The sequence below is a fragment of the Neobacillus piezotolerans genome, from assembly GCF_003362805.1.
Lineage (GTDB): Bacteria > Bacillota > Bacilli > Bacillales > Cytobacillaceae > Bacillus_D > Bacillus_D piezotolerans.
The window spans coordinates 147,179-171,617 of sequence record NZ_QNQT01000004.1 but is presented as its reverse complement, the minus strand read 5'-3'; the positions used below and the strand labels follow the sequence as shown (position 1 = coordinate 171,617).

General features: G+C 41.9%; 21 protein-coding genes. 14 read left to right on the top strand and 7 right to left on the bottom strand.

The window, feature by feature from the left end; genetic code table 11:
- Positions 1-34 precede the first annotated feature (34 nt).
- The 3 genes from DRW41_RS11800 (at position 35) to DRW41_RS11790 (ending at position 1,671) form a co-directional block, all read left to right on the top strand.
- Complete coding sequence (locus DRW41_RS11800; protein WP_115452207.1) at positions 35-154, top strand: DUF4023 domain-containing protein; 120 nt, start codon at positions 35-37, stop codon at positions 152-154.
- Positions 155-321: 167 nt separating this feature from the next.
- Positions 322-951 carry a hypothetical protein gene (locus tag DRW41_RS11795; RefSeq protein WP_115452206.1) on the top strand — a complete coding sequence of 210 codons (630 nt, stop codon included), beginning with the start codon at positions 322-324 and terminating at the stop codon, positions 949-951.
- Positions 952-1,059: 108 nt separating this feature from the next.
- Positions 1,060-1,671 (top strand): LysE family translocator, encoded by a 612-nt coding sequence (locus tag DRW41_RS11790; protein ID WP_115452205.1) that lies wholly within the window; start codon positions 1,060-1,062, stop codon positions 1,669-1,671.
- Positions 1,672-1,716: 45 nt separating this feature from the next.
- On the opposite strand, the gene buk is transcribed toward DRW41_RS11790, so the two are convergent.
- The 5 genes from buk to DRW41_RS11765 form a co-directional block, all read right to left on the bottom strand.
- Positions 1,717-2,811: a butyrate kinase gene (gene buk, locus DRW41_RS11785; RefSeq protein ID WP_439330868.1), complete on the bottom strand. Its 1,095-nt coding sequence runs from the start codon at positions 2,809-2,811 to the stop codon at positions 1,717-1,719.
- Between the two features lies 1 nt (position 2,812).
- Positions 2,813-3,733 (bottom strand): phosphate acyltransferase, encoded by a 921-nt coding sequence (locus DRW41_RS11780; RefSeq protein WP_181884523.1) that lies wholly within the window; start codon positions 3,731-3,733, stop codon positions 2,813-2,815.
- Positions 3,734-4,245: 512 nt separating this feature from the next.
- Positions 4,246-5,607 (bottom strand): amino acid permease, encoded by a 1,362-nt coding sequence (locus DRW41_RS11775; protein ID WP_115452202.1) that lies wholly within the window; start codon positions 5,605-5,607, stop codon positions 4,246-4,248.
- A 202-nt stretch (positions 5,608-5,809) separates the two neighbouring features.
- A complete protein-coding gene (locus DRW41_RS11770; protein ID WP_115452201.1) occupies positions 5,810-7,144 on the bottom strand; it encodes a hemolysin family protein in 1,335 nt (444 codons plus the stop codon).
- Positions 7,145-7,634: 490 nt separating this feature from the next.
- Entirely contained in the window at positions 7,635-8,690 is a 1,056-nt protein-coding gene (locus DRW41_RS11765; protein WP_115452200.1) for a YheC/YheD family protein, read from the bottom strand.
- A 181-nt stretch (positions 8,691-8,871) separates the two neighbouring features.
- Between DRW41_RS11765 and DRW41_RS11760 the strand changes: the two genes are divergently transcribed.
- From DRW41_RS11760 to wecB, 11 genes are all read left to right on the top strand, one after another.
- Positions 8,872-9,336 (top strand): hypothetical protein, encoded by a 465-nt coding sequence (locus DRW41_RS11760; RefSeq protein ID WP_115452199.1) that lies wholly within the window; start codon positions 8,872-8,874, stop codon positions 9,334-9,336.
- Between the two features lie 91 nt (positions 9,337-9,427).
- Complete coding sequence (locus DRW41_RS11755) at positions 9,428-10,747, top strand: nucleotide sugar dehydrogenase (protein ID WP_245959417.1); 1,320 nt, start codon at positions 9,428-9,430, stop codon at positions 10,745-10,747.
- 14 nt (positions 10,748-10,761) lie between these two features.
- The gene (locus DRW41_RS11750; RefSeq protein ID WP_115452197.1) at positions 10,762-12,597 is read left to right on the top strand and encodes an alginate lyase family protein; all 1,836 of its coding nucleotides are present in this window, start codon (positions 10,762-10,764) and stop codon (positions 12,595-12,597) included.
- A 61-nt stretch (positions 12,598-12,658) separates the two neighbouring features.
- Entirely contained in the window at positions 12,659-14,422 is a 1,764-nt protein-coding gene (locus DRW41_RS11745; protein ID WP_115452196.1) for a glycosyltransferase family protein, read from the top strand.
- Between the two features lie 25 nt (positions 14,423-14,447).
- A complete protein-coding gene (locus tag DRW41_RS11740; protein ID WP_181884522.1) occupies positions 14,448-15,995 on the top strand; it encodes a putative nucleotide-diphospho-sugar transferase in 1,548 nt (515 codons plus the stop codon).
- A 246-nt stretch (positions 15,996-16,241) separates the two neighbouring features.
- Positions 16,242-17,183 (top strand): CgeB family protein, encoded by a 942-nt coding sequence (locus tag DRW41_RS11735; RefSeq protein ID WP_115452194.1) that lies wholly within the window; start codon positions 16,242-16,244, stop codon positions 17,181-17,183.
- 31 nt (positions 17,184-17,214) lie between these two features.
- Positions 17,215-18,228 carry a glycosyltransferase family protein gene (locus DRW41_RS11730; protein ID WP_115452193.1) on the top strand — a complete coding sequence of 338 codons (1,014 nt, stop codon included), beginning with the start codon at positions 17,215-17,217 and terminating at the stop codon, positions 18,226-18,228.
- Between the two features lie 86 nt (positions 18,229-18,314).
- Positions 18,315-19,529 (top strand): protein kinase domain-containing protein, encoded by a 1,215-nt coding sequence (locus DRW41_RS11725; protein WP_181884521.1) that lies wholly within the window; start codon positions 18,315-18,317, stop codon positions 19,527-19,529.
- 30 nt (positions 19,530-19,559) lie between these two features.
- Entirely contained in the window at positions 19,560-20,612 is a 1,053-nt protein-coding gene (locus DRW41_RS11720; RefSeq protein ID WP_142752228.1) for a glycosyltransferase family 4 protein, read from the top strand.
- A 118-nt stretch (positions 20,613-20,730) separates the two neighbouring features.
- Positions 20,731-21,096 (top strand): KH domain-containing protein, encoded by a 366-nt coding sequence (locus tag DRW41_RS11715; RefSeq protein ID WP_115452190.1) that lies wholly within the window; start codon positions 20,731-20,733, stop codon positions 21,094-21,096.
- A gap of 45 nt (positions 21,097-21,141) precedes the next feature.
- On the top strand, positions 21,142-22,272 hold the full coding sequence (wecB, locus tag DRW41_RS11710) for a non-hydrolyzing UDP-N-acetylglucosamine 2-epimerase (protein ID WP_115452189.1): 1,131 nt from the start codon (positions 21,142-21,144) through the stop codon (positions 22,270-22,272).
- A gap of 55 nt (positions 22,273-22,327) precedes the next feature.
- Here the strand turns inward: wecB and DRW41_RS11705 are convergent, their stop codons facing one another.
- Entirely contained in the window at positions 22,328-23,566 is a 1,239-nt protein-coding gene (locus DRW41_RS11705) for a glycosyltransferase (protein WP_115452188.1), read from the bottom strand.
- Positions 23,567-23,647: 81 nt separating this feature from the next.
- Entirely contained in the window at positions 23,648-24,331 is a 684-nt protein-coding gene (locus DRW41_RS11700; RefSeq protein WP_115452187.1) for a glycosyltransferase family 2 protein, read from the bottom strand.
- Between the last annotated feature and the right edge of the window lie 108 nt (positions 24,332-24,439).

Here is a 24,439-nt window from a genome sequence, read left to right as displayed (position 1 = left end):
GCCTATGCACTAAATTTTTTCAGGAGGAACTGCCTTGGAAAACACCCATGAATTTGTTGAAAAACTGCACGAAAAGCAGAAGAAAGACGAACAAAACAAGAAGCGGCAGGGAAAAGGAAATCCCAGCGACCAGCTTCCGAACAAGCAGCACTAAGCACAAAGCCCTGCATCCTATTGGATCCTGCAGGGCTTTTCTTTGTTTAAGTTGCCTTAAATATGTCTTTTTTACAATAAAAATACAAAATAATGGCTTGTTTTTGAATATTTTGTATTTTATTATAGGAATAGGTAGGAATATTATACCAGAAGGGGGTTTGCCAGTTGGTAAAATTGAAATGGGCGCTTATCAGCGGAATCATTCTTTGCTTAAGCGTAGGGGACTTTGGAGCCGATCAAGTTGCTTCCAGAGACCGGGAAACAAAGGTAGAATCCAAACAAATTGCTTCAAGAGACCGCGAAACCAAGCTTGACCTATCTACGCAGGTTGCTTCAAGGGACCGTGAGACAAAAGTCCAGGCCACTCAATTCGCTTCTCGCGACAGGGAAACTAAGACCCAGGCCACTCAATTCGCTTCCCGCGACAGGGAAACAAAGACCCAGGCCACTCAGTTTGCTTCACGTGACAGGGAAACTAAAACTCAGGCCACTCAATTTGCTTCCCGCGACAGGGAAACTAAAATCCAGGCCACTCAATTCGCTTCCCGCGACAGGGAAACTAAGGTCCAGGCCACTCAGTTTGCTTCACGTGACAGGGAAACTAAAACTCAGGCCACTCAATTTGCTTCCCGCGACAGGGAAACTAAAGTCCAGGCCACTCAATTCGCTTCACGCGACAGGGAAACTAAAACTCAGGCCACTCAATTCGCTTCCCGCGACAGGGAAACTAAAGTCCAGGCCACTCAATTCGCTTCTCGCGACAGGGAAACTAAAACTCAAAACTATTTTGCCTAATTATACATAAACAGCGCGAGCCCAGGCCCGCGCTGTTTTTCTTTTACTCCTTCTGATAGCAGTGATAAACTAAGGAAAATTCCAGACAAACAGGGAGGCGTCGAGACAATGAATGACTTTTTTACGTTCCTGCTTCTTTCACTCTTTGTGGTCATGAGCCCTGGAATCGACACCGCGTTGATAACGAAAAGGACCATTTCCGGGGGGCAAAAAGATGGATACAGGATTGCCATGGGGATTACCACCGGATCACTGGTCCATACAGTGGCCGCCGCATTCGGGCTCTCCGCCATCCTTATGCAGTCGGCAGTTGCGTTTGAAATTGTCAAATATGCCGGCGCGCTCTATTTAATCTATCTCGGCGTCTCCTCGTTTATCACCCGCCGAAAATCGCATGACGACAAAAATGCCTCCGAAAAACCAGGCTCTGCCTACAAACAGGGGCTTTTCTCGAATGTCCTTAATCCAAAGGTCGCGATGTTCTTCCTGACCTTTTTGCCGCAATTTGTACAGCCCGGCGGCGAAGCAACCCGGCAGCTCGTGCTGATGGGGGTTATTTATTCACTCCTATCCATCAGCTGGTTTTTCCTGTATGTCCATTTTATTAACTACTTGCGTGATTGGCTGATGTCTCCAAAAGTGCAGCGCATGATGGACAGGGCCACTGGCATCGTCCTGATTGGGTTTGGATTAAAGTTGGCGCTTGATAGGCATCAATAGCTTTCGCTCAAATGGAAAACGGCTTTTGCACAAAGTCGTTTTCCTTTAATCTAAAAGGCAGCTATATTCACGTTTCGCTTCTTCCCCATTCAGCACCCTTAGCGCCCCTTCCGCCAGAGCTTCCAATTCTTCTTCACCCGGAAGCACAAACACTTCACCCAAAAATCCAATTTTTTTGCGCAACTTACCAACAATATACTCTGAATGAGCAAGCCCGCCCGTTAAAATAATTCCGTCCACTCGCCCATCAAGAACGGCGGCCATCGCGCCAATTTCCTTTGCGATTTGGTGGACCATCGCATTTAGGACGAGCTCCGCGTGGAAGTCACCTGAGATAGCCCGTTTTTCTGCCTCATGCGCGCTTTTCGTTCCCAGATAGGAGCATAGCCCTCCCTTTCTTGTCACGAGTCCTACCACTTCTTTCTCTGTGTATTTTCCCGAATAGCACAGTCGGATCAACTGCTTTAAGGGAAGCGTCCCCGATCGTTCAGGCGAAAATGGCCCCTCATTGTCGGCGTTATTCACATCAATGATTCTGCCCCCCAGACCGGCCGCGACCGATATGCCGGCACCCAAATGGGCAACAACAAAGTTCAATTCTTCAAGTGGCCGGCCAAGCCCGCGGGCTACTTTACGAGAAACAGCCTTGATGTTCAGCGCATGGAGCTGGCTAATCCGGTCGATTCCGGAAAACCCGGACAGCCTCGATTCAGGAATGAACTCATCCACGGTAACCGGATCGACGATATAGGCAGGAATCTCAAACTTAGAGGCTATTTCAAAAGCAAGGACCGGTCCTAGGTTAGATGCGTGTTCTCCAAATATGCCCGATGTGGCGTCAGATAGCATATCTTCAGAAACCATGTATGTCCCGCCATTCATGGGCTTTAACAGGCCACCCCTCCCGGCAACGGCTGCAAGGCGGCGCGCATCAAAACCATGTTTCTCGAAGAACTCCGCAACCACCTGAAGCCTGAGCGGAAGCTGGTCAGCAATTTTTGAAAAGCCGGCAAGGTCCTCATCCGCGTGCCGCACTGTTTCCGTGAACAATAGTTTCCGGTCCTCATAGATTCCAAGCTTCGTGGAAGTTGAACCTGGATTGATTGCGAGAATATAGTGAGCCAACTTGTTTACCTCCAATTTAAACCGGAATCGCGGCGTTCGACGCGGCGGCCACGGCAAGAGCGATGGACGCTAGCTTTGCCTTCGCTGAATCAGACCGGGAATTGAGGACCAGCGGCACCCTTGCCCCTAGCACAATGCCGGCCATTGTCCCATGCGCATAGTACGTAATTGCTTTTCCAAAAATATTCCCGGCTTCAATCGTTGGAACAATCAGCAAATCAGCTCTGCCCTCCAGCGAGCTTTCAATCCCCTTATGAAGGAGCGATTCCTTGCTTATCGCAAGGTCAAGCGGGAGCGGCCCCTCGATTAAAAGCGGCTTGCTGTACTCAGCCTTCAATTCCGCTACAAGCCTGCCCGCTTCGCACGTCACCGGCATCGTTTCCATCACAAGCTCGTTGGCGGCGAGAATGGCTGTCCGAGGGCAAGCAATCCCGACTTTATCGAGAAACTCTAGCGCGTTAAGGACAATCTGCTTTTTTTGACAATAATCAGGGGCAATATTGATTCCACCATCGGTCATAAAAAGAAGCTGGCCGGTTCCCGGAATCTCGAAAGCGGATAGGTGGCTGAAAATCCGCCCTGTCCGCAATGAAAGCTCCTTGTTCAGGATCCCTTTCAGGAAAGGGGTTGTGTTCACCAGCCCTTTCATAATCGCCTGAACCTTTCCTTCGCTTGCCAGTTTTGCGGCAGTATGGGAGGCTTGCTCATCAGTATCGGTGTGAATAACCTTAAAATCTTCCACCCTGAAGTCCATCAGGCCGGACATTTGTTTAATTTGCTTTTCGTCCCCAATGAGGATAGGTTCTATTATCCCAAGACCGGCTGCCTCTTTAACCGCCTCAAGCACAGCCAGGTCATGAGCCGCTGCAATGCTCATCCTGATCGGCTTTTTGTTCCGGACATCTTCTACAACATCCGAAAAGCTTCTATACCTCATCATGTTCACCCCGTTGAAGGATTACTTTTTAAAAAAAATTGCAATCTCATCATTATTGTAAACGCTTCCATATTGATAGGGACGACTGTTTCATGCCAACTTTGTTACAACTTTTTGAAGAATCGAATAGGGGTTAAGCAAACACCGGATGCGTGACATTCTAATGCCAAAATCCAGTTTAAATGTCACGCAAACTCCGGATGCGTGACATTCTAATGCCAAAATCCGATTTAAATGTCACGCAAACACCGGATGCGTGACATTCTACTGCCAAAATCCAGTTTAAATGTCACGCAAACTCCGGATGCGTGACATTTTAATGCCAAAATCCGGTTTAAATGTCACGCAAACACCCGATGCGTGACATTCTAATGCCAAAATCCAGTTTAAATTTCATGCAAACTCCCGATGCATGGCAATCTCCGGACATGTTCAGAGAATCAGCCTGCCATAAATCCTGCAACACCAATCAAAAACGCCAATCCTCAAAGGACTGGCGCTCACACAAATAACTATGCTCTTTTTTTCATCCGATACCCGATATACATAATCGCATACCATACAGGGCCGACGAACAAGGCCACTCTCATTCCTTCGATGAACGCCATCAGCACAATGACCAGCGCAAGGAATGCGAGCGCGAACCAGGATGAATACGGATAGAAAGGCAGTTTGAATTCAAGCGCGGCCGCTTCGTCTGCAGACCGTGCCTTCCGGAATTTCAGCTGGGTCAACAGAATGATCGTCCAGCTCGTAATAACCGCGACGGTCGCGACTGCGGAAATGTACATGAATACTTTTTCTGGAACGATGTAATTCAGGAACACTGCTATTAATAAAAACAGGGCCGAGAACAGGATTCCCCTGCTTGGGGAGCTGGAATTGTTCAATTTGCCGAAATAGGCCGGGCCGTTCTTTTGCAGCGAAAGGTTGTACAGCATTCGGCCAGTGCTGAACAAACCGCTATTGAATGATGACAAGGCCGCTGTCAGGACGACAAAGTTGATGATGTGGGCCGCTCCAGGGATGCCGATGCTGTCAAAAATCTGGACGAACGGGCTGCCGTCCGAGCCCACCTTGTCCCAAGGAAATAGAATCATCATGATGCCAAGCGCCCCAATGTAGAATATAAGGATACGCCATATCACGCTGTTGATTGCTTTTGGTATTGATTTCCTTGGGTTCTCCGCCTCCCCGGCCGTAATTCCGACGAGCTCCACGCCGCCAAAGGAAAACATGACCATTACAAGAGACAACAGGATGCCAGTAATGCCATTTGGCATGAACCCACCGTGTGCCCAAAGGTTGTCAAAGCCAAGTGGCTGTCCGCCATTTCCTATCCCGAAAAGAATGATCGCCAGCCCGGCAATCAGCATTCCGACGATAGCAATGATTTTTATCAACGCAAACCAAAATTCAAACTCACCAAACGCCTTTACGTTAATCAGGTTGACCGCGGTAATCACGACGAGTGCGGCAAGCGCACTTACCCACTGCGGAATATCAGGGAACCAATAATTCACATACACCCCGACGACCGTAATTTCCGCCATGCCGACGACCACCCACATAAACCAATACGTCCATCCCGTCAAATAGCCGGCGAATGGCCCAAGGTACCGATTGGCGTAAGAGCTGAATGAACCGGAAACTGGCTCGGCAACCGCCATTTCCCCTAGCGCCCGCATGATTGCGAAAATAACAATGCCGCCTATCAAGTATGACAGTACGACAGCCGGACCGGCCAACTTAATCGTTGCGCTCGAGCCATAAAACAGGCCGACTCCAATCGCGCCGCCAAGGGCGATCAATTGAATATGCCTGCTGCTTAATCCCCTCTTCAAGTCCTCTTTTTCATGGTTTGGACTCCCCATTGATGTACACCCCACTGCTGTTTATTGCATTACGATTTATCCATAATACCATAAAGGCGTTATTGTTTTATGGAAATTTTATAAGTTTGCACTGGCAAGAAGTCCCTCCCCAGAAAAGCTATGGGCCTGTAAAGGAATCCACTATGGAAACAAGTGATAAAAAAGCCGGCATACGCGGAGGCGCATTGCCGGCTGCAAGGAATTATTCTATAACATCTTCGACCTTTTCGCCATCTAGGACGTCGGCGCGGACTTTTGTTATCCTCCGGTCGTTCATTTCTTCCACGGTGAACAAAATATTCCCATGCTGGACCGTATGCTGTTCAAGCTCGCTTGGAATATAGCCCAGCTGCCCGATGACGAACCCGCTGAGCGTATCATATTCATGAATTGGCAAGTCCACCTTCAGCAGCCTCTCCACTTCATAAAGATTCGTCGTCCCCGGAATCAAATACGTTTTCTCATCAATCACAATAATCGCTTCTTCATCGATGTCAGGTTCATCGTATTCATCAAAAATGTTCCCGACGATTTCCTCAATGACATCCTCGATTGTAACGATTCCGTCCGTCCCGCCGTACTCATCAATTGCAATCGCCATATGGACATTGTTCGTCTGCATGTCCTTGAACAGATGGTCAATGCGTTGGGACTCAAGGACATAGAAAGGCTCCCGAATTAGATTTTTAAGGCTGAACGCATCTTCGGAACAATTTTCAACGAACTGGATCAAGTCCTTCGCATGGAGAATCCCGACGATATTATCAATATTTTCCTCATAGACCGGGAAGCGTGTATACTTCTCATCCAGGACCATCCGGACCGTTTCCGAAAGGGAGTATGTGATTGGAAGTGATCTAATATTCGTGCGATGCGTCATGATATCCGAGACAGTCTTGTTATCAAACTCAAAGATATTGTTGATCATCACTTTTTCCGCTTCCTGAATGGTCCCTTTTTCTTTTCCGACATCAACCATCATTCGGATTTCCTCTTCGGTAACGTCCTCCTCTTCCGCATTGGGATCGACCCCGAAAAGCCTTACGATTGCGTTCATTGAAATAGTAAGAAATTTTCCGAATGGCGATGTAATTCTCGATAACATCGCCAGAGGCTTGACTGCAAAAAAAGCAATTGGTTCGGCCTTTTGCAAGGCGAGCCGTTTCGGGACAAGTTCTCCGAACACAAGCGTGAAATAGGAAAGGACAAGGGTGATGATAATAAGCGAAACCGTTTCAAGCACACTTTGGCTCAATGGGACTCCAAGCCCAACTAGCCAATCCGCAAGCCTTACCGCAAAGCTTTTACCTGCAAAGGCGCTCGCTAGGAAACCCGCGAGCGTAATCCCGATTTGGATGGTAGCCAGAAAACGGCTAGGCTCGGACAGGAATTTTTCCAGCGCGATCGCTTTTTTGTTCCCATTCTCCGCCATCAGCCTAATTTTGTTATCATTCAACGAGATGAACGCAATTTCCGACGCGGCAAAAAAAGCATTGATAAAGATAAGTATGATAAGAACCACGATTTCGATAAACAACAGAACCAGCTCCCAAATATGAGTAATTGCTTATACCCTTTACTTAATCATAAAAAGAGGATATATTGTTCAAATTACCCTTATCGATATAAAAGATGTTTTGAAAAAATATGAATGAAGGTTGTTCCCTTACCGGGACACATACTCAAGAATTCCTAAAATCCATAAACATGGTTCCTTTTATGTTTCCGCTTACTGCCAGGTAAATATTCCTTAACAATATTAAAAAAAGCCTCGTATATTATCTTTATTCCCAATTCCCTGACAAAAAGGGGGACATGAAACTAAATCTATTACGCTATACCCGAAGTGTACTTAGTGTATTCTTTGATTGATGATATTTCCATTAGCCCATTTTGCTCTTTAAACAAATCACTTTTATTAACTTGTATCCATTGGGCTTTCGAGCAAACACTTTTCTAAAAAATAAAAAGACCACAAATTGGTCTTTTAAAAAAGTACGTAATGAAATTCAATAAGCAGTAATGGTTTAAGGAGCGCCGGTTGCTATGAACCGTGCATATTCAAGTGGGAGTGTAACGGAACGGTCATTACCAGCAGGGGAAGGAAAAGTATTAATTTCAATCAGCCATATACGTTTATTTTGATCAATCATAAAATCGATTCCTAGATCAGCCATCTGTTCATTGTCTTTCTCAAAGCAGCTGCAAATTGTATAACCGAGTTCAATGAGTTCCTGTTCAATTTTTTCTATCGCTTTTTTGGTTAATCTCTCAGAAAGAATAGAACTTAAGGTTGAAGGAAAAAAATGAATCCCCTTCTTGCTGCCCATATGTGTTCCGTTCAAGGCCATTCTCCCAAATAGCCTAATGACCTCCCATTCCCCTTTTTCGTTCCGGTTCATATTTAGCCTAATGTCTGTCGGTATTCCTCTTTTTCTAATTGAATCAATACACTCCTGGACAACATATTGATCCTGGCAATAACTTTCATATATCCATTTCCATAATTCTAAGCAATTTGGAAAAGATGCTTCTTCAGAACTTTTATTTAAGTGGTAATTCGCTTTTATTTTTCCATCGCCCGTTTTTTCTATATACACTATCCCTCTTCCGCTAAAGCCATTAACTGGCTTTAAGAATGCCTTTTCCCTTTTAAGAAGAAATTCCTCTATTTGACTACTATCTTTTATCACTTTTGTTTCAGGGGCATAGGGACGTAGCTCTTCATGTCTTGCAAAAAAATTAATATTATCAATTTTATTAAAAAAAACAGAATTGAATATAGTTACCCCCTTATTTAAGAAGGGTTCAAGGCTTTTCTTCCTGAATCTGCACTGCATAAAAATGACTTGCGGCAAAGGATACACCCCCGCTTTCCACGGTAATTCCTCGCCTTCCTTCACCCATAGGTCTCCCTTTACAGTTTTATTTTTCAAATCCAGATGATCAAGAGTAAATTTAATAAAGTTTACTGGCTTGCCGCTGTAACTGTTTAGCCTTATGTGAAGAAGTTTAAAATTGGGGTCGTGGATTGTTTCCTCTGTTTCTCCAACGCATATTCCTACGAAGGGATATGGATTCATATTATCTCCTCCTACTGTAAATTATCTTATGCATTATCTCCAGCAGGTGTCCTTTAAAAAGGCCTCCCTCTAAGCTTGTACTTTTTTCTGTAAGAGGATTTAGGTATACATACAAGCACTTTTTATAAATGCAAATAAGCTATTGATGTAAGTCCATTCTATTGGAAAGGAGGGAAAAACAATGGTTTGCACAAATACAACAACCACTTTTAACGGGTATACATTTACGTATCTGGCTGCTCAATCGGATCCGGCCCAAGGGCTTTTTTGCTATCGAGTCCAGAGTGCCACTCCAATCAATCGAAACGATTTGAGCAACTGGGTTTTGGAAGTGTGCCCTGATTGCCCAGATTTCTTCAGGCAGTTTATTAATATTGAAGGGTGCTCTTCCGTCCCCGCCCAAGCAGGCGCGAACTGCGAAAAAAGAAATCAAATTCCGCCAAATCAGGTTCCGCTAATCGGAGTTGTTTTCAACTATACTCTATCAAGACAACCTGGGAACTCCGCTACATTCTGTGTTGAATTCGATACACCCCTAGAACTGGGTGAAGTCCGGGTTGGCTTCAAAGCCGGAAACCAAAATCCATTTGTATCTCCTACCACTATCTGCGGGCCTGTCTGTTCGGGAATTAAAGGATGCCCATAATAGATAAAATTGTTTTACTAAAGTTAGTTTAAGGAGGCGTTAGCCTCCTTTTTTTAACCTAGAACTTAGCATTCCAACTTAGGCAGAAGTATTGGCAGTATGGGGGACAGTAGAATATCCTGTAACGCAACCATTTTTCCGTAAAGGTGATAATATGAAAGTTTGTATATTAGGACTTGGTTATATCGGGTTACCCTCCGCTCTCTTATTTGCATCTAAAGGCCTTGAAGTCCATGGCGTCGACATTGACTTGGAATTGCTCCATAAACTATCCAACCAATTATTGCCGTTCCGCGAACCTGGCCTTGAAGAATTGTTTACAAATGTTATTGAAACAGAAACATTTACATTTTCTCCTGAGCCCTGCAATGCAGATGCGTTTATTATTTCTGTACCAACCCCTATGGATAAAGACAATAGAGCCGATTTAAGCTTTGTAAAAACAGCTGCAATAATGATTTGTCCCTTTTTAAAAAAGGGCAATCTTGTTGTCCTCGAATCAACAGTTCCTCCTAAAACTGTCGATGAAGTTCTCACACCTTTGCTAAGTGCCACAGGTTTGCATATTGGGGAAGAACTATTTATCGCCCACTCACCAGAACGTGTAATTCCCGGGGATTTATTAAGGGAAATGGTTGAGAATGACCGGATTATTGGGGGGATAAATCAAGAGTCAGCCGAAAAAGCAGCAAACCTATATCGGCATTTTGTGAAAGGAAAAATCCATTTGACAGATGCAATCACTTCGGAAATGGTCAAACTTATGGAGAATACGTATCGGGATGTCAATATAGCCCTTGCAAACGAATTCGCCCTCATTGCCGAAAAAGAAAAATTTAATATATGGGAAGCGATTTCTTTAGCCAATCAACATCCCAGGGTCAATATTCTCAATCCCGGTCCGGGAGTTGGCGGCCACTGCATCGCCGTGGACCCATGGTTCATTGTCGAAAAAGCCCCTGATCAGGCTAAATTGATAAGAAAAGCTAGATGTATTAACGAAAAAATGCCCTATTTTATTGCTGAAAAAATAGCGAACATAGTAAATCAAATACCTGACCCTGTCATCTCACTCCTGGGCTTGACTTACAAAGCTGATGTCGATGATATGAGGGAAAGCCCTTCTCTTAAAGTACTTCAATTACTAAAGGAAATTCCTGTTTCGGTCAAAGTGTTTGACCCTATATTAGGTAAACAAGTACTGGATGAACAGGTCAATTCCCTTGAAGACGTTTTAAAGGATACAGATTGTTGTGTTATTCTAACGAATCACACGTTATTCAAAGAAATAGATTTTAAAAAGTATCTGAACAATTTTCGGACGAAAAACATTTTGGACACACGAAATAGTATCAATTCCTGCGGCCTGGCTGAAGATGGATTTGCGGTATATCAGCTCGGCGTATCCTAGGTGAGTGCATAACAATGGAATATGAATCTATTATAAAACGTGAACCCATAACTATTATTCCAGTTACGAAGCCCGGACTGAATATTAAAGAAGTTTGCGATGATTTGCTAAACAATAAAGTTTACCTTCTTAAACGTTTTCCCTCCGTTTCAATAGATGGAGACTTATGGACTGCGGACCCATTAAATGACAGAAGCTGGAGATTTTCGCTTCACACATTAACGATCATCGAAAACCTTATTTACGGATATGAATTATATGATGAGATTGGATATATGAATAAAGCAATTTCACTCCTTGAAGATTGGCATTCAAAAAATCCGCCAGATTCGACTGCCGTATCCGAAATGGCTTGGCATGATCATTCCACAGCATTAAGGCTTATCATCATTTGCAAATTACATGAATCTTGGAGAAAAAATCATTTTTCGAAGGAAAAGCACCACTTTTTCCTGAAAATAGTGGAAGAACATTGCGAGAAATTGATGAGTGATTCCTTTTATATGCCAAATCATAATCATGGTCTTGATCAGGATATCGCCCTCTACACTGCTTCCATTACATTTAGCTATATGAAAAAAGCCAACAAATGGAGGGAAACCTCCTTAATACGTTTTTGGAAACAGGTTGACCATTTAATTGCCGAGGATGGCAGTTACAAAGAGCACTCCCCGCAATACGTTTATATCTTTTTAGGCCGCTTTTACACATTTTATCATTTTCTAAATAAATATGATCCGGAGGAAGGCAATAAGCTTGTTAAGTATCTTGAGGAGCTGTTAACTTTTTTTATTTATGTAGTCCAGCCAGATGGGCAAATTCCTCCAATCGGTGATAGTGAAATGAGTCCCTTTGCCTTATGGAACGATATTCCTGAACCTTTGATGAATAAAGCAAAACTATTAAAAAAGCCTCATAGTCACCTGAATATGCTTAGCCTCGAGAAAGTCTTTAGTGAGGGAGGCTATGCGATATTACGAAATCAGTGGGATTATTCCAAAGAAACTGTCCAGTCAATCCTTTACAGCAGTTTCCACTCCCGGGTCCATAAACATAAGGATGACCTTGCGCTTATTTTATACGGGAATGGCGTTCCTATCCTAACAGATGCGGGGAAGTTCAGTTACAACTACTCCGACCCGGGAAGAAATTACGCAGAGTCCGCACGGGCACATAATACAATAGTCGTAGCCGGGGAGGAAATGGATACGTCAAAAGCAAATATCGGCAAATCAGGGCTAAATGGATACTATTTTTGTGATCAGCTATCCGTGGTCGCCGGAACACATTGCTTATATAGAGGAGTGCTCCATTACAGGCTGCTAATCTTTCTAAAACCGAGCAACTTCCTATTAATTGACTGGGTTATCGCCAAGGATACAAAGACTGTCGTTCAAAACTTTCTTTTTCACCCTTCCATTGATTGCAGTTTAGATGGAAAAGCCGTAATTGGAAAAGTTATAGGGAAAGAGTGTATTTATTTAACACCGCTATTCCACAATCAAGGCGCTGCCCAAATAAAAAGAGGCCGGATAAACCCATTGGAGGGCTGGTATTCCCCGAAGCACTCTATTCTTGAACCGACATGGAATGCCCAATTCACACAAACAGGCAAGGAAGTACGTTTTGCCACCCAAATGCTGATTGATAAAAATAAACCTGCCATTGACAACTTTTCATGGTACGGCAACCTAGTGAAATTCACAACCAATCAACAGGAATTCATGATTATTCTGCATCAATATAGTCATGAACTTTACCTGAATGGAAAGAAAATGAATTGGCTCAGCTTGGAAAATGCCCAACTAGAAAATGAAGTGAAGAAGAGGTGGATGGAATTTAAGGGCTGAGCATCCTTCCTAATACATTTGAAAAAATGATTCATTTACGGCCGAGAGGAGTTAACAATTGATGGGCTCTTACTTAATTGATAAATCCCTTCATCAGAAAATCAAGGCAATTCCTGAAATATCGACAACCCACTGTGAGCATCCAGAAATTAGAGTCGCGTGTATTTTGGACACCTTCAGCTTCGAGTGTTTTAAGTATGAGTGCAATTTAATGCAGCTTTATTTATCTGACTGGGTTGAAAAGATTGAAGCATTTAAGCCCCATTTCCTGCTTGTGGAATCCGCTTGGCGGGGAGTTGATGATTCATGGCGGAACCTGTTGACGAGCGTTGGTAAACACGACCATTCCCAAATAAAGGCTTTAATTCAATATTGCAATGAAAAAGGCATTCCTACAGTATTCTGGAATAAGGAAGACCCACCCAACTTTACCTATTTTATTACCACTGCAAAACTTTTTGATTATATCTTTACCACTGATAGTAATTGTATTCCCAAATATCAAAAACAGGTTAGCCATCAGCACGTATATCCTCTACCCTTCGCGGCACAGCCTGCAGTTCATAATCCTGTTTTTTCAAATAACACACCAAAGGAAAACGTAGCCTTTGCAGGTACTTGGTATTCATTCAAACATTTAAAAAGACAAAAGTATATTAATCTACTTTTAAAACCCGCTCTCCGTTATGATTTAAAAATTTTTGATCGAATGTTTCATTTTACGGGCAACAAAAATTATCAATTCCCCGATTACTTTCAGAATAATATTATTGGTTATCTTGATTATCTTGATATGGTCAAAGCCTATAAAATTTTTAAGGTTTTTTTAAATATCAATTCGGTGACGGGCAGCCCGACAATGTTTTCGAGAAGGGTATTCGAACTTTTGGCCACCGGAACATGTGTAATCAGTTCCGTCTCAGATGCCATTTCCTCAATGTTTCAAGATATCGTAAAAGTCGCTTCCTCAGAAAAAGAAGTGGAAAATCACTTGAAAAGTTTGTTGGAAAACAAAGAGGAAAGAGAAAAGTTAAGCTTGTTAGGAATCCGTGAAATTCATAAACACCATTTATATAAACATCGGTTTGAAAAAATACTGGACGTTGTTGGTATACAGTATGAGAGAAAAAGCGATTTGCCGGGGGTATCTTTGATAACCGTTAATACAAGCCAAGAGCACATCGATAATATTCTCAAGAACTATAGGGAACTCAACTACGAGAACAAAGAACTCATTGTTTTAATAAATGAAGGCTCTGTTCAGGAAGATGACTGGATGAGGCTGATCAAAGACGATGACCACATTCAAGTTAAAAAAATGCCTGCCGGTACTGCTTATGGGGAAACGTTCTCATCAGGCATAAAAATCAGCAAGCATCCCTATGTCGCTGTTTTTGATGAAGAGCATTATTATGCTCCAAATTATTTACTTGATTCAATGCACGCATTTACCTGGTCAAGGGCCGATATTGTTGGCAAGAGCACCTATTATGCTCATGTTGAAGCTGCAAATACATTTGTTATGAGGGAATTGGATAAGGAGCATACCTTCACTAAATTTGTCTCCGGAACAACAATGGTAATTAGAAAAGAGGTGTTTGAACTCGTTTCCTATCCAAAGGGCAATGAGGGAACTGACACAAAGTTTTTAAAGGAGTGTAATAAAAAAGGAATCACCGTCTATTCAAATGACCGATTTAACCATGTCCGGGTAAAATCCCGGGAGCACAATTTGCATAGCTGGAAAATATCAGATGAAGATTTCATCAACAAGTCAATGATTATTTCAAACATCAAGAACTTTAAGGACTATGTTACAATATAGTCCTTTTTCAAAACGGGGTGAAATTTTGAAACACCTTTTTAATCCTTACGAAAAAGAAGGAATCCATCAGGAAACAAGGCTTGTTTTATATAACACAATTACAAATCAGTATGAGAAAAAGATAATTATTCCTAAAGGAACTTCCTTAACGATTCATGAAGATGAACTTCTTCATGCTCCTTACAATTACAAATTTAAATACCAAATACGCGACAAAGAACGGTGGATTGATAAAACATCTTATAAACCAGTTATAGATAGTTTGATGTCCTCCAACTTTTTGGTGGATGGCTATCATATAGGCCAGGCATCTGAAAATTTTGAGGCCCTCTATAACCTGGCCGTAGAGGATTCACCCAATTCACGGATAATCCTTAGGAATATGATTGTTTCCCTCATGCAAAGTATTTGGCGAGACAGAAATCACCGACATCAGACCGCCAAAGAGTTCATTTCGTTCGCGCTGCATAAGTATGGAATAAAGGACACTTTTTTTGGGAATCTCCTTATTTACCTTGATTATTATCTTAAATTCAAACAGGATTTCAATACCCATGGCCTTAATTACAAATCTTATAAGACTATTTTTGAGCAGCTTACAACACAGAATTCACCAGCTTTTATTCTAGAAAGGCTAAATGAATTAGATGAAGCCGGTTCCAAAATGGCTTTTACCGATGTGTTAAGGGGAAAATTATTGAGTTTCATTGGAAGCCGCGCTGAAGCGGAAACGTCTTTTTCAAACATAAGCTCAGAGGGTGTAGACTATATTAAGTTTTTATACTTTGACCAAGGTCTATTTACGTACAGCTTTCCAACAGGCGAATATAGCCCTGGTACGGCAAAATGGATAAGTAATGGAAAGGTAAGTGCAAAAAAGGGCCCATTCTTTTTACTGTCCCTGGATACCCGTTTTTTAAGGCTTTACGGACCTCAGCTGTTTTATTTTGCAGGTATTCTTACAAACTATCCATTTCATTTTCATCTTATTGGAGATAAAGATGAACTCCGTCACCTTAAGATCGATGCAATCAACTACCTGAATCAGATGCAAAAATTTATGGGGCAGCCAGCCTCCCCTGCAAATATCTCCATTACTACCGAACAGCTTCCAAATTGGGTGAAAGATAAAAAAACGTATTATTCATGTGCCCGTTTCATTCAGGCAAGCAACTTGATGAAGCATTATGATCGGGACGTTTATATTATGGATGCGGATATGTCTTTTACCGAAGATCCAAGTGACTATTTAAGTCAAATAAATAATGGTGATGTTGCTTTTCCATTTTCCATTGGCGTCGTAAGCCTATGCCCTTGGAGAAGAATGATGGCAGGAAATGTTTTTATTAAAAACAATGCACAAGGACATGAATTTTTGGACTTGATGAATCACTATTTTGAGGACAACTTGACTAAACCTACTGCCTGGACTCTTGATCAGAATGCGTTGTCATTTGTTTATGAACAATCTGTCCAAACAAACTCCCAAATTCGTTTTTTTGATATCAGCCAGCTCAAAAAAAGGCCTCTGGGGCAAGAGAAAATCCGGAAAAACATTGAGAAATTACGTTGAACCCTATTTCCCAACCACCCCGCTTCAATTTCAATTTTTCCGGTAATTTCCGACTTTGCAAACAATGAACGTATGTAAAGGTCTTCACTGTAATGATTTTAAGCTGGACTGAACAAACAATCTTTTCCGATTAATTTAAATTACTATGCCAATACCCTTACCTTTTTTCTAAAACCTTCATACTATGCCAAGAAAGGTAAAGGCCACATTGATTCACCAACAAGTGAAAGGTAAGGAGTGCTATATTTGAAAATTCTTTTTACAAATCCGCCGCCCATCATTAAATACGGAATGCAGCCCGGCTTTGAAAAAATGGGTTGGAAAACAGACAGATTGGAAGTTCCAGAACAGTCGGAGAAAGGGCTCATTCAAAAAATCAATCGGTTCAAGCCTGACTATCTTTTCACGGAAGGCGGAGTCGATACGAAAAGGTTCGTCTTCCCTGTTCTTGAAAAATTCCAAATCCCCCATATTTATTGGGCGATCGAGGATCCTGTCGCCAATGATTCACTTGCAATGGAATGGGCTGAAAAATCAGTTTTGACGCTTACCCCCTGTGCGGAAATGTTAAAAAATTACAAAAGAAAAAATCATAAGGCGATTTGCATTCCCTTTGCGATGGATCCCGATTATTACAATCGGAAAAAGCCAAAAAAACCGTATTCCGACCTTGATGCTGTTCACATTGGAAATAATTATGACGTTTTTGACGAGCGTTATGAAGCGTACACATATATCCTGCAGCCATTTATCGATAAAGGAAAAGCGATTGCCATCTATGGAATGGACTGGCAGAACCCAAATCACCGGTTTAATGTCCCAGGTCCATTTGCAAAGGGCTATCTTTCACATGAAGAATCCGTTTACGCCTATTCTTCTGCAAAGATTACCCTTGGAGTCCACTCAATAACCGACTCGGGCACGATGCAATCAATGAGGACATTTGAAGTTCTAGGGTGCGCAGGATTCTTTTTAACCCAGCGGACGAAGGCCATTGAATCGATGTTTAAAAATCACAAACACCTCGTTTGGTCAAGCTCTTATGATGAAACGGTCAATTTAATGGAGTTTTATTTAAAAAATGAAAAGGAAAGAGAAAAAATAGCCAAAACTGGGCAGGAATTTGTGTATAAACACCATACCTACAAACAGCGTGCCGCAGAAATAATTAAAAACTTGGGTAAGTAAACAAATTGTCTATTAACAAGGGAGGCTTGAGATGAGTAAAGACATTACGATTATCTATCCCCCAGCCATTGATTATAAATTTATGCACCAAAGGCCACAGCAAATCATGAAAGCGATGGCGGAGTTGGGAGCCAATGTCCTTTTTTTAAATCCTGAGACTTTTTTCGATCAGGATGAACCGGTTGAAGTTCCATTTTCACACCTTCCTAATTTTAGGGTGGTAAAAAAGGATGTCGATATCTCGCCATTTATTAAAGGAAAGAAAATTCTTTGGTGCGCAGTGAATCAAGGAAATCAAATCGACCTGCATAAACCTGATTTAGCTATTTTTGATTCCTGTGATCTTCCTTCTGACGAGTTTTCCGTCTGGAAATCGTACATCCCGGAAATGGAAGAAAAATGTGATATTATCTTTGCCACCTCACCTCCAATTTACAATGAGCATAAGGCGAACGGGCGAAACGTTCATCTTCTGCCGAACGGTGCGGACTTTGATCATTTCAAAAAGGCGTCCAGCCCGATTGGAAACCGCCCAAAAGATCTTCCGTCCACAAAAGGACGCCCATTAATCGGCTATTACGGGGCTATTTATTCGTGGCTGGATGTTGAATTAATCGAGAAAATCGCGGATCGGTACCCTGTCGTACTAATCGGTTCCCAGAATATCCAAATAAAACATCACAATGTCAAGATGTTGGACATGAAATTTTATGAAGAACTGCCGCGTTATTTAAGCTGGTTTGATGTGGCCATCATTCCCTTTAAAATGACAGATATGATAAAAGCCACGAATCCAATTAAATTTTACGAATACATTTCAGCGGGCAAACCTGTGGTGAGCGTCCGGCTGCCCGAACTTTCCAAATACAAGCATCTGTGCCATTTTGCTGAAAAGAAAAATGTCCTTGCAATAATTGAAGAGGCATTAAAGATGAATACAGCGGAAAAAATTTATGAGAGACAAAAAGAGGCCATGAAACATGATTGGGTTGCCCGGGCGGAGGTAGCATTGAAAATCATACAGAAAGCCTTAAAGAAAAAATAGGAGGAATGCCGAATCTCATCGTTCTAACAAAAGGAGGAAACGGACGAGAAATGGCAGAGCAAATTTTGGGAAACTACATCATTAGTATGACGCAAAAGGGTCATGGGGGATCCAGTCTGGTCTACTTTGGAGTTGATTCAATCGGGAAGAGGGAAATCGCTGTAAAAAAAATGTCCAATATCGCAAAGGCGCTAAGGGAAGCCTGGATAATGAAAAGCTATGGTGAATATAAAGGTTTGGTTCAATTTTATGATTTCTTCATCCATGAAGGCCATGCGTGGATTGTCATGGAAAGAGTGTACGGAAATGAATTAAAACAATACGATTTAATTAGCTCTATAAAAATTACAATCAACATTTTAAAATCGTTGAATAAGTTGCACTCCAAAGGAATTTTGCACACTGACATTGGCCCCAAGAATATTTTATTGACTGACCGGGTGAATTGCGAAATTAAGCTCATCGATTTCGGCTTGTCTGTGGTGAAGGACCGTAAAGGGGTATACCGTGGGAAAGCAAATGGCTGGATGGGGCCTTCTGAAATCGATATCAGCGATAATTACGACCTTTATGGAGCAGCGGCCGTATGTGTGTACATGATAAATGGGCAGAGTAAACCTTCCACGTTGGAAGATTTAAAGCTTAGAACGATCCTTGAAAAAGCAATGCACGACAAACCTTCAAAACGTTACCAAACTGCAAAAGAGTTCCAGAATGATCTGGAAACCTATTTAAAAGCAATTGAACCGCAAAGAAAGGAAGATACTCGAATTAAGGCGGATAAGCTAATGATTGTCGCGCATCCGGATGATGAAGTCTTGTTCGGCGGTGGTGAACTAATAAAAGAAAAAGGTTGGAAGGTAATTTGCGTTACGAACAGCAATAACAAAGAAAGGGCTTCCGAGTTTAAATTTGTCATGAAAAGTCTGGGAGCGGAATATGAAATCTGGGATTTCCCTGACGTTTGGGAAGGAGATTTTGACAGGCCCGCTTTAACAAAAAAAATAAAAAATGAGTTGAAAGGGAAGGATTATAAAAAAATCGTCACCCATAATTTACATGGGGAATATGGCCATACACAGCATATCGCACTATCTGAAGTTGTCCACAGTTTATGCAAGAAAAATTTATATGTATTTGGATATGGTGATAAAAAGCTACCCGAGAATGTTTTGAAGGAAAAGCTAAAACTTCTTCACCAGTATGAACTCTTCGTTTTCCAAAAAGATTACTACATGAATTTAAGAGAATTGGAGTATGAAAAATTAACAAAAGTTCAAGATGGAGAAAAACACAAATGATTGAAAGGGGTGGCCGACATAAAAATACTCATGCTTGCAGACCATTTGGTACAGGGTGGATTGGAAACTCATGTTGTTACATTGGTTAATGAACTAACTAAACTGGGTCATGAAATTCTTTTATTCACCGCATCAATTTCACCACAAGTTCTTTCACAAATAACCCCCTCAAAATTTAAATATCTTAATTGGTCAGAGGGCTCCTTAAAACAAATTGAGAAGTTCAAGCCCGATATCATCCATTCACATCCATTTACAGCAATCGATAAAGGACGAGAATTTGCAATTCATTTTAAAAAACCTTTAATTGTTACAATGCACGGCATTTATGATTTCGGGGTGGATGATTCTCCTCTAGGTTATGAAGTTAGCAAAGTATTAAAGAGAATAATTGCCGTCGACTATAGAGTGGCATTGTATCTTTTGAACAATGCCTATCAGCCTGAGAAAATTTCCATTATCAGAAACGGAATAGACTTTCAGAAGTTTTATCCCAAAGCCGGAGATAATCGCCTACTCTCCTCTCTGGGGCTTAACCCCGCCAACTTTACCATTTCTGTTGTTAGCCGTTTTGATGATGACAAGGAATTGCCAATCATCCAATTATTAAAATGCTCTTCCCAGCTTTCAAATTTTGTAAAAGGGCTAAACCTTATTATCATTGGTGATGGCGGAAAGCTTAACGACGTGAAGAAAGCGATCCCCACAAAAGTATCTTCCAATATAAAAATAAAATTATTGGGCTGGCAGGAGAATATTGAAGATTTCTATAGGATATCCGACTTGGTGATGGGGAGTGGGAGAGTCGCATTGGAAGCTCTCTCCTGCAAAATACCTGTTTATGCAATGTGGGATGGGTTCGGAAGTGTGATCACAAAAGACAACCATGATTTTATTATGATGGGGGCAGCTTTCAGGCAGCTATCTGATGATGAATTAATATTCGAGTTGGCAAAAGTGGTTAATCAACGAAGCTTCCTTCAACAATCAGCCCGAGAATCCTATGAGTTTGTAAGAAAGGCATATGACAGCAGGATAATCACCGAGCAATTGGTAAGGGTTTATGAACAATACCGCCAGTAAGAATAAGTGGTTTTTCAGAATCGCTACGAACTGATTAAACCGCCCAACACTGTTTTTCTCCTGCCCGAATAACATGGTGGTATAATAACCCACCCACGCAAAAGGAAGGAGTATTAATATGAATATTGGGCATAAGAAAGGCACTATGGAGCACGGAGATTTTTTGGAGGAGGTCTTTAATTCCATATCCTGCAAGCAAACAGACCATCATGAACACCACGAATGCGAGGATGACTGCCATTGCAAAGAAAACAAACATTGCATTTGCAACGTTCTATGTGAACTGGAACACCAAAAGAAAACATTCCGTTTTAGAACAAAAACTGGTGATGAAATCATTGGCAAAATCAAATGTTTTGATAAGTGCACCGGGTGCGTCGTCATCATTCAACCAGGAATGAAATCTCCAAAGCTTCCTCCGGTTGCAGTCATCATTTCATGTTTCGATATCGAAAGCATATCCTTTGAGGTCGAACACTACTAACCATCTCTTTCTCAATACTCAATAACTGGGAAAGGATCAATCAATGTGAAAAGAAAACTAAAAGTCATGGTCATCTTTGGAACCAGGCCCGAAGCAATTAAAATGGCTCCATTGGTAAACGAACTTGCCAAGCACCCAGAATTGATTGAAACATACGTAACTGTAACTGCCCAACACAGGGAGATGCTCGACCAGGTTTTAACGGCCTTTTCCATTAATCCGGATTTTGACCTTAACTTAATGCAGCCGGGACAAAGCCTTGGGGAATTTGCTTCCAGGTCTTTGAGGAGCCTTGAAATGATCATTAAAAAGAGTAAACCTGACCTGGTTCTTGTTCACGGGGATACTACAACTACCTTCGCAGCCGCCCTGGCTGCTTTTTATAACAATGTAAAGGTTGGACATGTGGAAGCCGGGCTTCGGACCTTTAATAAGGATTCTCCTTTTCCAGAGGAACTAAATCGACAACTGACAGGGGTGATCGCAGATCTTCATTTTGCCCCTACAATTACGGCATTAGGCAACTTACAAAAAGAAAACAAGGATCCTCGGGCTCTATTTTTAACAGGAAATACTGTAATAGATGCTTTGAAAACAACTGTAACGACAAGTTATAATCATGACCTGCTTCATTCAGTTAAGGGAAAAAGGCTTATTCTGCTAACTGCGCATAGACGGGAAAACCTTGGGAAACCAATCACCAATATATTTAATGCTGTTAGAAGGATTTCAAGGGAATTCGACGATGTTGCAGTAGTATATCCAGTCCACTTAAATCCCGCTATTCAAAAATTGGCAGGGGAAATGCTTGGTGGCCATTCAAACATTCACTTAACAAAACCCCTTGATGTGATTGATTTTCATAACATTTGCGCCCGTTCGCACTTGATTCTAACCGACTCAGGCGGCATTCAGGAGGAGGCCCCTTTCCTTGGAGTCCCTGTTCTGGTATTAAGGGATACGACTGAGCGGCCGGAGGGGATTGAGGCTGGATCATTAAAGCTTGCTGGGATTGAAGAGGAAGGAATTTATCGCTTAACAAAAGAATTATTGACAAATGATACTTTGCACAAAAAAATGTCAGTCCCTTCCAACGTATATGGGGATGGCTTTGCATCGAAACGAATTGTTGACGCCATCCTCCAATACTTTGGCCTTCGTATGGAGTTAAATTAAATGAAGAATTCCCAAATAATCATTCCTTTCTCCATTTTCAGACGGGAAGGAATGATTATTGGGTGTTAAGCAAGTGTAAGATAGATTTGGCTTTCTCCCTCCATGTATGTTTCCTCGCTTCCTCCTTTAACCGGTGCGTGAGTTTTTCATCCTTCCCCATCTCAAGGGCAGCCTCCACTTTTTCCAAAAACCGCTTATGATCCTCAGCAATCATAACAACGTCATATTTCCTGCATTCCGGAAGATTTGTAGATACAATCGGCTTTCCCGCGGCCATATATTCAAAGAGCTTAATAGGTGATGTCGATATTGTCACTTCATTGACTAAAAACGGGATAATGGAAACGTTGAAATGGCGGGCATATGCTGGCAGTTCTTTATACCGTACCGGACCTAAATAATGAACGTTCGGCCTGGAGAGCAAGCGGCTTTTATTTATACTACCGTCATAGTCCAAACCTAACAAAACAATTTGCCAGTCTTTCCTTGAGAAGGCGAGCTTCTCAAGGAGTGGATAATCAACCCAGTTCGCAAGCGCTCCGAAATAGCCAATAACAGGCTTTTTCCCCAGATGGAGGCCGTCCACGAGTACCGCCGGGGAACTATTCCCGGAGACTGCATGAAAGTGTTCATAATCCACACCATTTGAAACAAGAGCACATCTAACAGGAGGCCTTTTATCCAAAATATCGTTGTAAAGTTTATCCGCTGTCGCAACCACATAGCATGATTTATTTTCAAGTATCGCCAAATGTCTTTCAAGAATCAGCCTCGGAATGGGAATTCCCGATATACTCGGGGACAATTCATCGATATATTCATAAAGAATGTCAAATCCCATTTCAAGGCACGTTCTGACAAACCCGTAATCCCTTATCATATCTCCTGAGTACATATGCACAATGACCCTGTTTTGCTGTTTGGCAAAATAGGAGAGGATCTCCTCTTCAATTTCCGGCTCTCTCATATTTACTAAAAAACAGCCTGGGACTACTTCCTCTATAGAGTCGACCGTATCATATTGATTAAATGTCCCATAAAGGTACAATACACCTTCGCCCGCAAAATTGAGCGCAATATGCTGGGGACGCTGAAAAAGAGGTATATTCCAATCAAGCAGAGAGGGAAAAAGGACAATCAGCTTGCCCGGATTGTTTTCTACGATTGACTTAAGCTTCTTAAAAATAAACTGTCGGACACCTGAATTCAAGCTTATCCGTCTTTGTCTAAAATGCTCTTTTCTAATAGAGAGGTTTTTCCTTAAACGTTCTCCGCTTACGTAATCGTTATCCATTTAACCGTCACCCCTTTCGAATAGCTTGTAAAGCTGGCTGTTCGGGAATTCGCTGAAATGAATTAGCTGGAACATCGCTTGCTAATAGGGAAAAATTTTTTCAAACTCGTTTGTCCATACAAGCGGTGAACAATGTTTTTTAATCCGCCTATTGTCCGAATCGGAGGTGTGGTGGGAATTCGAATAACGGATATACACATAATTAAACTGTGAAGATGCATACATACAGAGCCCTCGTTTTTTACACTCCTCCAAAAAAACCGCATCCTCTCCCACCGAAATCGGAGGAAACTGCACTGTCTCAGCAACAGATTTTTTAAAGACAAGAGTCGAGCCGGCTAGTGTATCACTGGTATTTTTTATAAATGTATTCTCTTTGCCTTTAAAGAGCAATCCAAGAAGCCCATCGGATTTAAAATAAATGAATATTGACTGCTTTCCGACAACATCGGCTCCGCGTCTCTCCAATTCATCCAATGCTTCTTCAAGATAATGGGCACCATAATAGTCATCGTCATCAAACCGTGCAATGATATTATATTTTGCCTGGCGGATTCCCTTGTTTAAACAAGAGCCGAGCGATTCTTCAGAGGGAAGTTCAAGGACTTGGATAAGCGGGTTATCGGGCAAGCCCACAACCTGATGTTTGCTAAAGCCATGAAGGATGAGCACAAGTTCCTTTTCTTCAATTGTTTGATTTTCAAAATTAAGAAGGGTTGCTTGAAGAAAATCCGGCCTTTTCGTACACGTAATGACAGAGACCATATGGTTCACCCTTTTAAGCGTTTAGTATTACTTTTATGACGCAGGAAGAAATATAATGCTTTGACCCTCTGGAAATCCCTATAACATCCCTATTGATTAAGCTAATCT

Excerpts from the sequence above, each read along its gene's own strand:
- DRW41_RS11745 (WP_115452196.1), top strand. The coding sequence starts at position 12,659 with ATGGGCTCTTACTTAATTGATAAATCCCTTCATCAGAAAATCAAGGCA.
- DRW41_RS11750 (WP_115452197.1), top strand. The coding sequence starts at position 10,762 with ATGGAATATGAATCTATTATAAAACGTGAACCCATAACTATTATTCCA.
- DRW41_RS11725 (WP_181884521.1), top strand. The coding sequence starts at position 18,315 with ATGACGCAAAAGGGTCATGGGGGATCCAGTCTGGTCTACTTTGGAGTT.
- DRW41_RS11700 (WP_115452187.1), bottom strand. The coding sequence starts at position 24,331 with ATGGTCTCTGTCATTACGTGTACGAAAAGGCCGGATTTTCTTCAAGCA.
- DRW41_RS11720 (WP_142752228.1), top strand. The coding sequence starts at position 19,560 with ATGCTTGCAGACCATTTGGTACAGGGTGGATTGGAAACTCATGTTGTT.
- DRW41_RS11715 (WP_115452190.1), top strand. The coding sequence starts at position 20,731 with ATGAATATTGGGCATAAGAAAGGCACTATGGAGCACGGAGATTTTTTG.
- DRW41_RS11775 (WP_115452202.1), bottom strand. The coding sequence starts at position 5,607 with ATGGGGAGTCCAAACCATGAAAAAGAGGACTTGAAGAGGGGATTAAGC.
- DRW41_RS11760 (WP_115452199.1), top strand. The coding sequence starts at position 8,872 with ATGGTTTGCACAAATACAACAACCACTTTTAACGGGTATACATTTACG.
- DRW41_RS11780 (WP_181884523.1), bottom strand. The coding sequence starts at position 3,733 with ATGAGGTATAGAAGCTTTTCGGATGTTGTAGAAGATGTCCGGAACAAA.
- DRW41_RS11730 (WP_115452193.1), top strand. The coding sequence starts at position 17,215 with ATGAGTAAAGACATTACGATTATCTATCCCCCAGCCATTGATTATAAA.
- DRW41_RS11790 (WP_115452205.1), top strand. The coding sequence starts at position 1,060 with ATGAATGACTTTTTTACGTTCCTGCTTCTTTCACTCTTTGTGGTCATG.
- DRW41_RS11765 (WP_115452200.1), bottom strand. The coding sequence starts at position 8,690 with ATGAATCCATATCCCTTCGTAGGAATATGCGTTGGAGAAACAGAGGAA.
- DRW41_RS11705 (WP_115452188.1), bottom strand. The coding sequence starts at position 23,566 with ATGGATAACGATTACGTAAGCGGAGAACGTTTAAGGAAAAACCTCTCT.